General features: G+C 59.1%; 12 protein-coding genes. 7 read left to right on the top strand and 5 right to left on the bottom strand.

What is annotated here, in order from left to right; translation table 11 throughout:
• Position 1: 1 nt before the first annotated feature.
• Together ACVBEG_RS08475 and ACVBEG_RS08470 are read left to right on the top strand one after the other, a co-directional pair.
• Positions 2–436, top strand: coding sequence for a hypothetical protein (locus ACVBEG_RS08475; protein WP_322179674.1), 435 nt, complete (start codon positions 2–4; stop codon positions 434–436).
• Positions 433–1,917, top strand: a complete 1,485-nt coding sequence (locus ACVBEG_RS08470; protein ID WP_322179675.1) for an ATPase domain-containing protein — start codon at positions 433–435, stop codon at positions 1,915–1,917. The genes ACVBEG_RS08475 and ACVBEG_RS08470 overlap by 4 nt, the downstream gene beginning before the upstream one ends.
• A gap of 104 nt (positions 1,918–2,021) precedes the next feature.
• Here ACVBEG_RS08470 and fahA read toward each other — a convergent pair whose 3' ends face one another.
• Both fahA and hmgA read right to left on the bottom strand, forming a co-directional pair.
• Positions 2,022–3,323, bottom strand: coding sequence for a fumarylacetoacetase (fahA, locus tag ACVBEG_RS08465; RefSeq protein WP_322215705.1), 1,302 nt, complete (start codon positions 3,321–3,323; stop codon positions 2,022–2,024).
• Positions 3,320–4,627, bottom strand: a complete 1,308-nt coding sequence (gene hmgA / locus ACVBEG_RS08460) for a homogentisate 1,2-dioxygenase (protein WP_322179677.1) — start codon at positions 4,625–4,627, stop codon at positions 3,320–3,322. The genes fahA and hmgA overlap by 4 nt, the downstream gene beginning before the upstream one ends.
• A 151-nt stretch (positions 4,628–4,778) precedes the next feature.
• Between hmgA and ACVBEG_RS08455 the strand changes: the two genes are divergently transcribed.
• Positions 4,779–5,600, top strand: a complete 822-nt coding sequence (locus tag ACVBEG_RS08455) for an IclR family transcriptional regulator (protein ID WP_447107570.1) — start codon at positions 4,779–4,781, stop codon at positions 5,598–5,600.
• A gap of 7 nt (positions 5,601–5,607) precedes the next feature.
• Here the strand turns inward: ACVBEG_RS08455 and hppD are convergent, their stop codons facing one another.
• From hppD to glcC, 3 genes are all read right to left on the bottom strand, one after another.
• Positions 5,608–6,684, bottom strand: coding sequence for a 4-hydroxyphenylpyruvate dioxygenase (hppD, locus tag ACVBEG_RS08450; RefSeq protein ID WP_322215702.1), 1,077 nt, complete (start codon positions 6,682–6,684; stop codon positions 5,608–5,610).
• A 145-nt stretch (positions 6,685–6,829) separates the two neighbouring features.
• Positions 6,830–7,462 (bottom strand): maleylacetoacetate isomerase, encoded by a 633-nt coding sequence (gene maiA, locus ACVBEG_RS08445; protein WP_322179680.1) that lies wholly within the window; start codon positions 7,460–7,462, stop codon positions 6,830–6,832.
• A gap of 143 nt (positions 7,463–7,605) precedes the next feature.
• A complete protein-coding gene (gene glcC, locus ACVBEG_RS08440) occupies positions 7,606–8,373 on the bottom strand; it encodes a transcriptional regulator GlcC (protein ID WP_322179681.1) in 768 nt (255 codons plus the stop codon).
• Between the two features lie 233 nt (positions 8,374–8,606).
• Between glcC and glcD the strand changes: the two genes are divergently transcribed.
• The 4 genes from glcD to ACVBEG_RS08420 are packed head-to-tail and all read left to right on the top strand — an operon-like array spanning position 8,607 to position 12,859.
• Positions 8,607–10,106, top strand: a complete 1,500-nt coding sequence (gene glcD, locus ACVBEG_RS08435; protein ID WP_322179682.1) for a glycolate oxidase subunit GlcD — start codon at positions 8,607–8,609, stop codon at positions 10,104–10,106.
• Positions 10,106–11,176, top strand: a complete 1,071-nt coding sequence (glcE, locus tag ACVBEG_RS08430; RefSeq protein ID WP_447107569.1) for a glycolate oxidase subunit GlcE — start codon at positions 10,106–10,108, stop codon at positions 11,174–11,176. Before glcD ends, glcE begins: the two co-directional genes overlap by 1 nt.
• Positions 11,177–11,179: 3 nt before the next feature.
• Positions 11,180–12,397: a glycolate oxidase subunit GlcF gene (glcF, locus tag ACVBEG_RS08425; protein WP_322179684.1), complete on the top strand. Its 1,218-nt coding sequence runs from the start codon at positions 11,180–11,182 to the stop codon at positions 12,395–12,397.
• 54 nt (positions 12,398–12,451) lie between these two features.
• Entirely contained in the window at positions 12,452–12,859 is a 408-nt protein-coding gene (locus ACVBEG_RS08420) for a heme-binding protein (RefSeq protein ID WP_322179685.1), read from the top strand.
• Positions 12,860–12,881: the final 22 nt, after the last annotated feature.

Genomic DNA, 12,881 nt, shown 5'->3' with positions numbered 1-12,881 from the left:
CATGTCCACGGAAAGCGAAGAGAGCCGTCAGATCGTAGCTTCTCTGGCGCACCGAGTCGGTAATAAAACCGACCCCGCACATATCGTTGAAGCGATTGTTGCGACATTGCAAGACATGGACGCAGCCCTGACCCCCATCATCGGACAGCAAGGGGTTGTCGCGCTCTATCGCCGCAGTCTCTACCTGTGTGCTTCCACTCATCCCCGCCTGGCTGGCACGCATCAACACGTGCGGACCGCCATAGATCTGACTGCACTCAAATCCATGCTTGTTAAGCAAAACAGCACCGAAGCCTGTCTTTTCGGCGAAGAGCTATTGAAGACCTTCTACGAGCTACTGACCACATTGGTCGGGCCCTCGCTCACCGAACATTTACTTCGTTCCGTGTGGGAAAATTCTTTGAGCGGTGCGCCCGCGCAGGATACCTCGCCATGACCACCAAAGTGACAATCAACCGCTTGGCAACCGGAGTGCCTGGACTTGACGAGGTGCTCGGCGGAGGATTGCCGGAGTTTTCGTTCAACTTGATCGCAGGTCCTCCCGGCTGCGGCAAGACCACGCTGGCCCATCAGATAATGTTCAACCTGGCAACGCCTGAGCGCCCGGCCCTTTTCTTCACGGTGCTCGGCGAGCCTCCGCTGAAGATGTTGCGTTACCAACAACAATTCGATTTTTTCGACAGCGAAGCGATCAATCATTCGATCCGCTACGTCAACCTGGCCGATGACACGCTGGCAGGTAATCTGGATGAAGTACTGCGGCGTATCGTTGCCGAGGTCGAAGCTCACGGTCCGGCACTGGTGTTCGTAGATTCCTTCCGGTCAGTGGTGCTGGCAAGCCGGACACAGGACAACCCGAACAACAACCTGCCTCAGTTCATTCAACAACTGGGCATGTTGATGACCACCTGGCAGGCGACCACCTTCCTGATTGGTGAATACTTCACCGAGACCGACACCAACCCGATTTTCACCGTGGCCGATGGCTTGATCTGGCTGCGGCAGAGCGTGCAGCGCAACTCCATGGTGCGCAAGATGGAAATCATGAAGATGCGCGGCCAGCCAACATTGCCCGGGCTGCACACGTTCCGTATTGATACCTCGGGCATCAGAGTCTTCGCACCGGCAGCCTTCCACGTCAAAAAGCAGAATGTTCTGTCAAAAAATGTCGTGCCACCGCGCTTGAAAATGGGCATTCCTCAACTGGACGAAATGCTTGGTGGCGGTCTTCCCCAGGGGTATTCCTTGCTGGTCGCCGGTCCATCCGGCTCCGGAAAAAGCATTCTGGCGGCGTCCTTCCTCGCTGAAGGTGCCCGCACAGGCGAGACCGGCGTGATCGCAATGTTCGAGCAGCGCCCCAACCATTCACAGAACGCCACGCTGGCACGCCTGATCAAGAGCGATAAGGTCGGTCTGGTAGACAGTCACGCGCCAGACATGTCCATCGACGAAATCGTCCAGTTACTATTGGGCGAGATCAAGCGCCTGAAGGCCACCCGGGTGGTCATTGATTCGCTGTCGGGCTTCGAGCTGGCGCTGGCACCGACCTTCCGTGAGGACTTCCGCGAATCACTGTCACGCATGGTCACTGCGCTGACCAGTGTCGGTGTCAGCGTATTGATGACCTCCGAACTTGAAGACCGTTACACCGACCTGCGCTTCAGTCCGTACGGCACGGCCTTCCTGACCGACGCCATCATCGTCCAGCGCTACATTGAAGTCCAAAGCCGCTTGCTGCGCATCATGGCGGTGGTCAAGGTCCGAGCCAGCGCCCACTCGGATGAGCTGCGCCTGTACCGAATTGACGATAAGGGTCTGCAGATTGAAGACATGCTTCTTGACCAGGAAGGCTTGCTCGGAGGCCGGCCGACCCGAAGGCGCTCGGATGTGGCACGCCGTGGAGAAGATGAGGCTTGAGTCAGCCGTGTGGTCGAGGCCACGGGCAAGCGTGAGGTGCGATGGTCAGTGCGCCTCGCGTACTCTTCTTGCCCGGCCAAAAAGCCTTAAAAGCACGGGCCGTATCAAGCCCCTAGCAACGTGCCCCGACATTCGCCAAAACCAATGGAGGCGTAACCCTGACGGTGGCATCGCGCGCGGAAGATGACTTCATCACCATCCTCAAGAAAGCGTCGGCTTTCACCATTGGGCAATGTCAGGGCCTGTTTACCGCCTTCGCTGACTTCCAGCAGGCTGCCAAACTGCCCTGACAGCGGACCGGACAAGGTGCCCGTACCGAACAAATCTCCCGGCTGAAGTTTGCAACCATTGACCGTGTGGTGCGCGACCATTTGTGCAACGGTCCAGTACATGTTTTGGGTATTGCTCAGCGCCAGGCGATGCGGCGCTATGCCCTGCGCGCTCATCTGTTCGGTGAGCAGCAACACTTCAAGCTCGATATCCAGCGCCCCGCCCTGCTGATCGGCGGCATCGAACAAATAGGCCAGCGGCTGCGGATCACCTTCTGGCCGGGCCGGTTGCGCGGTACGGAATGGCGCCAGCGCCTCAGCCGTCACGACCCAGGCAGAAATGCTGGTGGCAAAACTCTTCGATAGAAACGGACCCAGTGGCTGATATTCCCACGCTTGCAGGTCCCGCGCCGACCAGTCATTGAGCAGGCAGAAGCCGGCGATATGCTCGGCAGCTTCGCCAATCGCAATCGCCTCGCCAATCGCATTGCCCGGGCCGATCCACACGCCCAGCTCCAGCTCATAATCCATACGTTTGCTGGGGCCGAACTCAGGAGCGGTCGCACCCGGGGCCAACGTCTGGCCATTGGGACGTTTGATCGGTGTATCGGAGATGCAGATGGTCGAGGCGCGGCCGTGATAACCGATGGGCACGTACTTGTAGTTAGGCAGCAACGGATTGTCCGGGCGGAATAGCTTGCCCACGTTCAGCGCATGATGAATGCCGACGTAAAAGTCGGTGTAGTCACCGATACGCGCGGGCACGTGCATCTGACACTCGGACATCGGGTGCAGCACGGTATCGGCCAATGGCCGCAAACGCGACAGCTGCGGACTGTTTTCGTCCAGCAAATGCAGTAGTTCGCTGCGCAGGGCTTGGCGGGCTGGTGCGCCCAGAGCAAAAAAATCATTGAGCTGATCACCGCTTGCGGCTTCAGCAGCATCACGCGCCGCGCCGTTGAAAAAGCCGACATCCAGCGCAGCACGCAGGTCGAAAATCATCTCGCCGATGGCAACACCTCCGCGTTTGCTCAGGCCTGAATGGCTGAAGATGCCGAGCGGCAGGTTTTGCAGAGGGAAATCTGGGTGGCCGTTGGCGGACGTCACCCAACTGAGGGGGTTCGATGAAGTAGTCATTGCGGGGTTCCCGAATCGAAGTGTTTGGCCATGCCTGACCAGCAGGCATCGTAATCAGTTTGTAATTGCGGGCAATCGAGGGCATGGCGGCTGGGGCGCAGCACTTTGCCCGTCTCAAACATGAACGCCATGGTGTTGTCGATCTTGTGCGGTTTGAGGTTGTCGGCGATAGCCTTTTCCGCCGTGGTGTTGTCCGGGCCGTGAGCGCTCATGCAGTTATGCAGGGACGCGCCGCCAGGGGCAAAGCCTTCAGCCTTGGCATCGTAGGTACCGTCGATCAGGCCCATGAATTCGTTCATCAGGTTGCGGTGAAACCAGGGCGGCCGAAAGGTCTTTTCAGCCACCATCCAGCGCGGCGGGAAAATCACAAAATCGACATTGGCCTGACCAGGCACAGTGCCAGGCGAGGTCAGCACGGTAAAAATGGAAGGGTCCGGGTGATCGAAACTCACGGAGCCAATGGTGTTGAAACGGCGCAGATCATATTTATACGGCACGTTGTTGCCATGCCAGGCGACCACGTCGAACGGTGAATGATCGAGCTGTGTGGCCCACAGTTCACCGAGGAATTTCTGCACCAGTACGACCGGCCCATCCCGATCTTCGAACTGTGCGACCGGCGCCAGAAAGTCTCGGGCATTGGCCAGGCCATTGCTGCCAATCGGCCCCAGTTCCGGCAGGCGCAAGGCGCAACCATGGTTTTCGCAGACATAACCGCGTGCTGTGGCGTCAAGCAGCTGAATGCTGAATTTGAGCCCGCGCGGTAATACCGCTATTTCCTGCGGCTCGATGTCCAGCAGACCCAGTTCAGTCACGATCCGCAAACGACCCGACTGCGGCACGATCAGCCACTCACCGTCGGCATTGAAAAAAGCCCGGTCCATGGACGCGTTGGCGCAGTAGACGTAAACACTGACGCCTTCGGCCTGATCCGCCGCCGCAGTGCTGGCCAGACCGATCAATCCGTCGATGAAGTCGGTAGGTTGGGTTGGGAGGTCGAAGGCATTCCAGCGCAGGCGATTGGGGGTGATTGGCCCGGATTCCAAACCCAGTATCTGCCGTGACAGTCGCTCATAGCGAGGATGGGTGGCGGACGGTTTGATCCGGTACAACCAGGTACGTCGGGCTTCCGAACGCGGCACGGTAAAGGCCGTGCCCGATAGCAGCTCGGTGTACAGGCCGTGCGTATGTTTTTGCGGGGAATTCTGTCCGACCGGCAATGCGCCAGGCAGTGCTTCGCTGCTGAACTCATTGCCGAAGCCACTTTGATAGGCCAAGGCTTCAGGAGAGTGGGCTGTGTGCATCTCTACCTCTTGTTATGTGGGTGTGAGGTGGCGTTGATAGCGCTTGCGATGGGGATTTAATTAAGCGTAATTAGATTACGCATAACGTAATTTGAGTTTGTGGTGAGGTCAAGCTATAAAGCAGCCTTCTCAGACCGGCGCGCACCCCTTCATGACAGCGGAAATCGAAAGCCCAGCAAGTGGACGGCAGCAAAAAGTTCAAGCGGCCGAGGTCGGGCTCGGCGTGCTCAAGGCGCTGGCCGAGCTCGCGCCTTCTACCTCACTGTCAAAGCTCGCCGAACACGTGGGCATGCCTGCGAGCAAGGTCCATCGTTATCTGCAAGCGCTGGTGGCCGGTGGTTTCGCCGAACAGGACGTCACCACCAATCACTATGGCCTGGGACGCGAAGCATTGCAGGTCGGACTGGCCGCGCTGGGGCAGCTGGACGTATTGAAAATCGCCGCGCCGCATCTGGTCGCGCTGCGTGATGAACTCAACGAAACCTGCTTTCTCGCGGTATGGGGCAATAAGGGCCCCACCGTGGTGTATGTCGAGCAGTCCATCGGCGCAGTGACGCTGGTGACACAGATTGGCTCTGTGTTGCCACTGCTCGGGTCGTCGACCGGGCTGGTGTTTAATACCTTTCTTGCCGCCAACGAAACCGCCGAACTACGCGAATCAGAGTCAATACGCCTGAGTGCGCGACAACTGAAAGAAGTCGACCTGCACATCAAACAGATTCGCAGCACCGGCGTGCATCAGATTCACGGGCTGTTGATGGCCGGCGTGAATGCCGTGTCGTCACCCATCTTCGCTGTGGGCAATAAACTGGCAGGCGTGATGACCGTGGTCGGATCGGCGTCGGTGTTTACGGCGGAGGTACAGGATTCGGCGGCCAGACAACTGCTGACAACAGCTCAGGCCATCAGCGACCGGATGGGGGGCAGCCAGCCGGCCGCGGGCACGCCCGCGCCTACAGGGGAACGCGATTAACTGTGCCTTACTCGGCCTTCAACACCCCGCGTCGCACCTGATCGCGCTCGATGGATTCGAACAGCGCCTTGAAGTTGCCTTCGCCGAACCCATCATCGCCCTTGCGCTGGATGAACTCGAAGAACACAGGACCCATCAGGGTTTCCGAGAATATCTGCAGCAACAGCCGACGCTCGCCACCGTCCGATGAGCCATCCAGCAGGATGCCCCGGGTTTGCAGTTCATTCAGCGGCTCGCCGTGGTTCGGCAGGCGTCCTTCGAGCATCTCGTAATACGTCTCCGGCGGCGCGGTCATGAAGCGCATGCCGAGGGCTTTCAAGGCATCCCAGGTCTTGATCAGGTCATCGGTGAAGAACGCGACGTGTTGAATACCTTCGCCGTTGAACTTCATCAAAAACTCTTCGATCTGGCCCGCGCCCTTGGAAGATTCCTCGTTCAGCGGAATGCGGATCATGCCGTCCGGAGCGGTCATGGCTTTGGAGGTCAGGCCGGTGTATTCGCCCTTGATGTCGAAATAGCGAATTTCCCGAAAGTTGAATAGCTTCTCGTAGAAGTTCGCCCAATATGCCATGCGCCCGCGATAGACGTTGTGGGTCAGGTGGTCGATGAACTTCAGGCCCGCACCCACCGGGTGACGCTCCACGCCTTCGATGAAATTGAAGTCGATGTCATAGATAGACGTGCCTTCACCAAAACGGTCGATCAGGTACAGCGGCGCACCGCCAATGCCCTTGATTGCCGGCAGACGCAACTCCATCGGGCCAGTGGCGATTTCAACCGGTTGCGCGCCCAGTTCCAGCGCACGGTTGTAGGCTTTTTGTGCATCCTTGACCCGAAACGCCATGCCACACACTGACGGGCCGTGTTCAGCCGCGAAGTAGGAGGCAACGCTGTGGGGCTCGCTGTTGAGGATGATATTGATCTCGCCCTGACGATAGAGCGACACGTTCTTGGAACGGTGATTAGCAACTTTGGTGAAGCCCATGATCTGGAACACAGGTTCAAGGACGTTCGGGGTCGGCGAGGCGAACTCGATGAATTCAAAGCCCATCAGGCCCATCGGGTTTTCGTAGAGATCAGCCATGGTTTGGCTCCTTGCAAATAAAGAGTGGGAAGCACGCAGCGCACATCACTCTCCAGCGGGAGGAGCACAGGAAATCCCTCGCACACTGCGGGCGAGGAAGTCTCCGAAGATCAGTTGTAAGCCCAGTATTTTCATGTTGAATGGATCACTCTGGCTTGTCGGGTTGCGCATCGGGATGCGCGCATTGGAAAGCCGGATGTTGCAGCGCCAGGTGTTCGACCCGGCAAATCTTTGGATACGGGGTCAGATCGACATTGAAACGACGAGCCGCATAGATTTGCGGCAACAGGTAAGCGTCAGCCAGTCCTGGCTCGCCGAAACAGAACCCCTGCTCACCGATCAGCGCCTCGACTGCGCTGAAGCCTTCAGTAATCCAGTGGCCGATCCAGGCGGCAACGTCAGCTTCTTCACACTTCAGACCCCGCAACCGGTTCAGCACCGACACGTTGTGCAGCGGATGAATGTCGCAACCGATCAGCGCCGCGACAGCACGCTGCTGCGCCCGCTCGATCAGGTCCACGGGTAATAGAGGCGGCTGTGGATAGCGCTCTTCCAGGTACTCGATGATTGCCGACGACTGGATGATCACTTCGCCCGTCTCCACCCGCAGTACAGGCACCCTGCCCTGTGGGTCGATGGCCTTGTATTCAGGCTTGAGCTGCTCGCCACCGTCGCGAATCAGGTTCACAGGGATCGCATTGAACGCCAGCCCCTTGAAGGCCAGCACGATGCGCACCCGGTAACTTGAGGTTGAGCGGTAGTACGTAAATAGATCCACGGGGGGCTGCCTGTTTCATTGCACGTTCTCCGTTAATGGTAGTCGTCGGAGACGCGTCTGATTGTTATGTTCGGCTTCGCACAAATCGTAATCACATTACGCAATACGTAAATTGCGACAGATACCCGTTGATGTCAAGTCGCTCATGCCCACCCCTCAAGCCGCAGCGTGGAGCGCACCAAACGCTGCTCTTCATTTTCGATTTCCTTGAGGTTCTCGCAAATGCTCTGGATATGGGCGATGGCGGCCTTGCGTGCCTGTTCAGGCAGGCGACCGGTGACGGCGTTGTACAGCCGCGCGTGTTGCCGGTCGATCTGGCGTTTTTGCGGCTCGCGGTGATACAGGTTGTTGACCGAGGCAAACACAGTGTTGAGCAGCAGATCGGTCAACGAACGCAAGGTCTGCACCAGCACCGGATTGTGCGATGCCTCGCAGATCGCCAGGTGGAAGGCGTGGTCCAGACGTGCATGACCTGAGGCGTCAAGCGGTTGGTCGTGGGCGGCGATCAACGCTTCATAGCTGCGAGTGATCAGCACAAAGTCGGCATCAGTACCGCGCAAGGCTGCCAACCGCGCGGACTCTCCTTCCAGCAGGCTGCGCACTTCGAACAGGTCGTAAAGGGTGCGCGGCTGCGAGCCGAACAGATGCATCAAGGGCGACGTGGCGGTGTGGCTCGACAATTGAGCGACGAACGAGCCCTTGCCCTGTTCGGTCTCGATGATGCCTCTGGCCCGCAACAATTTCAGGCCCTCACGCAAGGCAGTGCGGGATACGCCAAGTTTTTCCGTGAGGCGCCGTTCGGACGGCAAAATCTGCCCGGTTTTCAACACACCATCAACGATCAAACGTTCGATGCGCTCACACACAACATCGGCGACCTGCGGCGCGCGCGTCGAAGCAGCGTTAGCCATGCAACCTCCACTGGTATGACCAGCTATATATACTCAACCAAAAATATTCAACAATAATTTCAACCTATTGAAAAATAAGTACTTTTAAAAAAATTAGCAATCACCTAGAAAAAACAACTGGTTCGACCAGACTTATAAGTCATGGACAGTAAAGCCTCTGCGGCCAATCATGCAAGACAGTCGAGGCCGTAGATCGGTCTTCAATAACAACAACTCAGGGTTGTCAGCCCACCATGAACATTCTGTACGACGAACGTGTCGACGGTGTATTGCCTCTCGTTGATAAAGGCCAACTGTTCCTGGCCCTGCGCGAGCACTTGCCCGACTTGGACATTCTCCATCGAGAAGAAGAACTCAAGCCTTATGAGTGCGATGGTCTTTCCGCCTATCGCACCACGCCAATGCTGGTGGTATTGCCCCAGCGCATCGAACAGGTAGAAACCCTGCTCAAGCTGTGCCATGAGCGCAAGGTTCCCGTGGTCGCCCGTGGCGCTGGCACAGGCTTATCGGGTGGCGCCCTGCCGCTGGAAAAAGGCGTGCTGCTGGTCATGGCCCGTTTTAATCAGATTCTGCAGATTGACCCCGCCGCGCGTCTGGCCCGTGTACAACCCGGCGTGCGCAATCTGGCGATATCCCAGGCCGCAGCGCCCTATGACCTTTATTACGCCCCGGACCCGTCCTCGCAGATCGCCTGCTCCATCGGTGGCAATGTCGCCGAGAACGCCGGTGGCGTGCATTGCCTGAAGTACGGACTGACCGTGCACAACCTGCTCAAGGTGGACATTCTCACGGTCGAAGGCGAGCGCATGACCCTCGGCTCCGACGCCTTGGATTCGCCAGGCTTCGACCTGCTGGCGCTGTTCACCGGCTCAGAAGGCATGCTCGGCATCATCACTGAAGTCACGGTCAAACTACTGCCCAAGCCGCAGGTCGCCAAAGTGTTGCTGGCCGCCTTCGACTCGGTGGAAAAAGCCGGGCGCGCAGTGGGCGACATCATCGCCGAGGGCATCATCCCTGGCGGACTTGAGATGATGGACAACCTGGCGATTCGCGCCGCTGAAGACTTTATTCACGCGGGCTACCCGGTGGATGCCGAAGCCATCCTCCTGTGCGAACTGGACGGCGTCGAAGCCGATGTCCACGACGACTGCGACCGGGTTCGTGCCGTACTGGAAAGAGCTGGCGCAACCGAAGTGCGCCTGGCTCGCGATGAAGCCGAACGTGTCAGGTTCTGGGCCGGGCGCAAGAACGCGTTCCCGGCGGTCGGGCGCCTGTCGCCGGATTATTACTGCATGGACGGCACCATCCCACGCCGAGCATTGCCAGGGGTGCTCAAGGGCATCACGGCGCTGGCCGAGGAATATGGGCTTCGTGTAGCCAACGTCTTCCATGCCGGTGACGGCAATATGCACCCGCTGATTCTGTTCGACGCCAACCAGCCCGGCGAACTGGACCGCGCTGAAGCCTTGGGTGGGAAAATCCTCGAGCTGTGCGTCAAGGTCGGTGGCAGCATCACCGGCGAACACGGGGTCGGCCGAGAGAAAATCAATCAGATGTGCGCCCAGTTCAACAGCGACGAACTGACCTTGTTTCATGCGGTGAAAGCGGCGTTTGACCCAAGCGGCCTGCTCAACCCCGGCAAGAACATTCCGACCCTGCATCGCTGCGCCGAGTTTGGTGCCATGCATGTGCATTTGGGGCAGTTGCCCTTCCCTGAACTGGAGCGTTTCTGATGCTTGCCCAACAGAATGTCGACGCCAGCGCCGCGTTGCTGGAACAGGTTAATCAAGCGCTGCAAAATGCCACCCCCCTGCGTATTCAGGGGGGCAACAGCAAGGCGTTTCTGGGACGCGAGGTCGCTGGCGAAATCATCGACACCCGCGCACATCGCGGCATCGTCACCTATGACCCGACTGAGCTGGTGATCACCGCCCGCACCGGTACGCCGTTGAGCGAGCTGTGTGCGGCACTGGAAGCCGCCGGGCAAATGCTGGCGTGCGAACCGCCGTCGTTCGGCGACGTCGACGAGGCCACGGTCGGCGGCATGGTCGCCGCCGGATTGTCCGGGCCTCGTCGGCCCTGGTCAGGCTCGGTGCGTGATTTTGTTCTCGGCACACGGGTCATCACCGGCCTCGGTAAACACCTGCGCTTCGGCGGCGAAGTGATGAAAAACGTGGCCGGTTACGACCTGTCCCGGTTGTTGGTTGGCAGCTATGGCTGTCTCGGTCTGCTCACCGAAGTGTCGCTCAAAGTTCTGCCAAAACCGCGCCAATGCATCAGCATTGCCCTGGAAATGAACGCGGAGCAGGCCCTGCTAAAACTGGCCGAATGGGGCCAGCAGCCGTTGCCGATCAGCGCCGCCAGCCATGATGGCCGCGTGCTGCGTCTGCGCCTGGAAGGCGGTGAAGGTTCAGTATCTGCCGCCCATGATCGCCTCGGAGGTGAGCTGCTCGACCCGATTTACTGGCGCGAACTGAATGAACAGCGCCTGGGGTTTTTCGACGAAGGTCAGCCACTGTGGCGCCTATCGCTACCCAACAACACCGGCACCCTCGCCTTGCCCGGCGAGCAGTTGATCGATTGGGGCGGCGCCCAGCGCTGGTTGAAGTCCGATGCGGAGGCTGAAGCCATTCGCGCTATTGTCAGCGAAGTCGGCGGCCACGCGACCTGCTACAGCCATGGCGTCAGCGACAGCCCGTTCCAGCCGCTGGGCAGCCCATTGCTGCGCTATCACCGCCAACTAAAGGCACAACTCGACCCGAAGGGGATTTTCAACCCGGGCCGAATGTACGCAGAGATCTAAGCCATGCAGACCACGTTGAGTGAACATGCCAAACGCCTGCCGCGTGCCGAAGAGGCCGAAAGCATCCTGCGCACCTGTGTGCATTGCGGATTCTGCAACGCCACCTGCCCAACCTATCAGCTGCTGGGTGATGAGCTGGACGGCCCACGCGGGCGTATTTACCTGATCAAGCAAGTACTTGAAGGCCACCACGTTACCGAAAAAACCCAGCTGCACCTGGACCGCTGCCTGTCCTGCCGCAACTGCGAGACCACCTGCCCGTCTGGCGTCGATTACCACAACCTGCTGGACATCGGCCGGGCCGTGGTGGATGACGCCGTTCCTCGTCCACTGGGCCAGCGCCTGCTCCGTCAGGGTTTGCGTGCAGTGGTGCCGAACCCGTCGCTGTTCAAGACGCTGGTCCAACTCGGCCAGGCTTTTCGCCCCCTGCTGCCTGAATCACTCGCGATCAAGTTGCCTCGCGTGGTACACCCGGCCAAGGCGCGACCGATCCAACAGCATGCGCGGCGTGTATTGATGCTCGAAGGGTGCGTACAGCCTGGGCTGTCACCCAATACTAACGCCGCCACGGCACGCGTACTGGATCGTTTGGGGATCAGCATTACAGCGATCAGCCAGGCCGGTTGTTGCGGCGCGGTGGATTACCACTTGAATGCACAGGAAGCCGGCCTGAACCGTGCCCGTCGCAATATCGACGCCTGGTGGCCGAGTATCGAAAGCGGTGCCGAAGCCATCGTCCAGACCGCCAGCGGGTGTGGCGCGTTCGTCAAAGACTACGGGCACCTGCTCAAAGACGATCCGGCCTATGCTGCCAAAGCGCAACGGGTCAGTGCCTTGACCCGCGACCTGGTGGAAGTGCTACGCGATGAGCCCTTGGAAAAGCTCGGGGTCGAGAGTGACCTGCGTCTGGCGTTCCATTGCCCTTGCACCTTGCAGCACGCACAAAAGCTCGGTGGCGCAGTCGAAAGCGTGCTCACCCGGCTAGGCTTCAACCTCACCGCAGTACCCGACGGCCATCTATGCTGCGGCTCGGCAGGTACCTATTCACTGACCCAACCCGAGCTGTCGCGGCAACTGCGCGATAACAAGATGAATGCACTGGAGAGCGGCAAGCCACAGGTGATCGTCACCGCCAACATCGGCTGCCAGACCCATTTGGACAGCGCTGGCCGGACCCCGGTCAGGCACTGGATCGAACTGGTCGAAGAAGCGCTGCACTAATCGACTGCATAATTTTTTATTACAGCCCCTATTGCTGCCCTATTGGAGAGCCACATGAAAACCAAAGCCATTTTGAGCCAGACCGAAGTCAGCCAGATCCTCGCCGCCGCTCGCGCTGAAGCACAGAAAAACAACTGGGCAGTGTCCATCGCGGTGGTCGATGACGGCGGCCATCCATTGGCCCTGGAGCGTCTGGACGGCTGCGCACCGATTGGCGCCTACATCGCCACCGAAAAAGCCCGCACCTCTGCGCTGGGCCGTCGCGAATCCAAAGGCTATGAAGACATGGTCAATGGCGGGCGCAGCGCCTTCCTGTCTGCCCCCCTGCTGACCTCCCTCGAAGGTGGCGTGCCGGTGATTGTCGATGGTCAGGTGATTGGCGCCGTGGGCGTGTCCGGGGTCAAGGCAGATCAAGATGCACAGATTGCAAAAGCCGGCGCTGATAGCCTGAACGGCAAGTAAGCCGAATAGACCGCCTTTGCGA

This window comes from Pseudomonas sp. GG8 (assembly GCF_052976945.1).
The sequence above is the reverse complement of the archived record's forward strand: the minus strand, read 5'-3'. Positions and strand labels throughout refer to the sequence as shown.

Bases quoted from the DNA above. Each gene is read 5' to 3' on its own strand.
- ACVBEG_RS08470 (WP_322179675.1), top strand. From the start codon at position 433: ATGACCACCAAAGTGACAATCAACCGCTTGGCAACCGGAGTGCCTGGA.
- ACVBEG_RS08420 (WP_322179685.1), top strand. From the start codon at position 12,452: ATGAAAACCAAAGCCATTTTGAGCCAGACCGAAGTCAGCCAGATCCTC.
- glcF (WP_322179684.1), top strand. From the start codon at position 11,180: ATGCAGACCACGTTGAGTGAACATGCCAAACGCCTGCCGCGTGCCGAA.
- fahA (WP_322215705.1), bottom strand. From the start codon at position 3,323: ATGACTACTTCATCGAACCCCCTCAGTTGGGTGACGTCCGCCAACGGC.
- glcC (WP_322179681.1), bottom strand. From the start codon at position 8,373: ATGGCTAACGCTGCTTCGACGCGCGCGCCGCAGGTCGCCGATGTTGTG.
- glcD (WP_322179682.1), top strand. From the start codon at position 8,607: ATGAACATTCTGTACGACGAACGTGTCGACGGTGTATTGCCTCTCGTT.
- ACVBEG_RS08455 (WP_447107570.1), top strand. From the start codon at position 4,779: ATGACAGCGGAAATCGAAAGCCCAGCAAGTGGACGGCAGCAAAAAGTT.
- ACVBEG_RS08475 (WP_322179674.1), top strand. From the start codon at position 2: ATGTCCACGGAAAGCGAAGAGAGCCGTCAGATCGTAGCTTCTCTGGCG.
- hmgA (WP_322179677.1), bottom strand. From the start codon at position 4,627: ATGCACACAGCCCACTCTCCTGAAGCCTTGGCCTATCAAAGTGGCTTC.
- hppD (WP_322215702.1), bottom strand. From the start codon at position 6,684: ATGGCTGATCTCTACGAAAACCCGATGGGCCTGATGGGCTTTGAATTC.
- glcE (WP_447107569.1), top strand. From the start codon at position 10,106: ATGCTTGCCCAACAGAATGTCGACGCCAGCGCCGCGTTGCTGGAACAG.